At 35.2% G+C, this 1,246-nt stretch carries 1 pseudogene; it reads left to right on the top strand.

The features are described 5' to 3' along the window. Window positions 1-111: 111 nt before the first annotated feature. Window positions 112-1,246, top strand: a pseudogene (locus tag KLA_RS17235) (hypothetical protein); the annotation flags it as partial.

Genomic DNA, 1,246 nt, shown 5'->3' with positions numbered 1-1,246 from the left:
CAGATAATACAAACATCGATTATACAGATGAGGACGGAAATACGACACAGTTAGACTTAACAGCGATTGTAGAAAACTTAGAAACTTTAACTACTGTAGTAGCAAACACTGATGGTACTTTCACGTATAGAAACTTTAACTACTGTAGAAGCAAACACTGATGGTACTTTCACGTATAGAGATGAAGATGGTGTAGATACGGTTATTGATATTAAAGATTTAGAGACGTTAACAGTAGCAGCTTTAAATGCAGATAATACAAATATCGATTATACAGATGAGGACGGAAATACCACACAGTTAGACTTAACTGCATTAGTAGAAAACTTAGAAACTTTAACTACTGTAGTAGCAAACACTGATGGTACTTTCACGTATAGAGATGAAGAAGGAGTAGATACGGTTATTGATATTAAAGACTTAGAGACGTTAACTAATCTAGTTAATAATAATGACGGTACAATTACATACACAAATGAGGATGGAACGGATCAAGTTATTGATTTGGTTAGTGATCAAGCTAATAATGATATCCAAGTTGGGGCAGATGGTGGATTGTATTTGAATGTTGCATCTGTTACAATTGATGAAACAGTAACAACTTTAGTAGATAATACAGACGGAACATTTACGTATACAAACGAAGATGGCGTAACCACTACATTTGATGCAAAGCGTTCTACAGTAGTAGACAACGGTGATGGAACCTTTACATTAACAGATGACTCAGGAAATTCAGCAACTATTGACACAAACAATACAATTACGACATTAGTAGATAATGGCGATGGTAGTTTTACGTACACATCAGAAAATGGTACAATAACTACATTTACAGAGACTTTATCAACTTTAGTAGACAATACAGATGGTACATTTACGTATACAAACGAAGATGGTGTAACCACTACATTTGATGCAAAGCGTTCTACAGTAGTAGACAACGGTGACGGTACATTTACAATCACAGATGACTCAGGAAATTCAGCAACAGTAGATACCAACAATACAATTACGACATTAGTAGATAATGGCGATGGTAGTTTTACGTACACATCAGAAAATGGTACAACAACTACATTTACAGAGACTTTATCAACTTTAGTAGACAATACAGATGGTACATTTACGTATACAAACGAAGATGGTGTAACCACTACATTTGATGCAAAGCGTTCTACAGTAGTAGACAACGGTGACGGTACATTTACAATCACAGATGACTCAGGAAATTCAGCAACAGTAG

The sequence above is a fragment of the Cellulophaga geojensis KL-A genome, assembly GCF_000568425.1.
GTDB lineage: Bacteria > Bacteroidota > Bacteroidia > Flavobacteriales > Flavobacteriaceae > Cellulophaga > Cellulophaga lytica.
The sequence above is the reverse complement of the archived record's forward strand: the minus strand, read 5'-3'. Positions and strand labels throughout refer to the sequence as shown.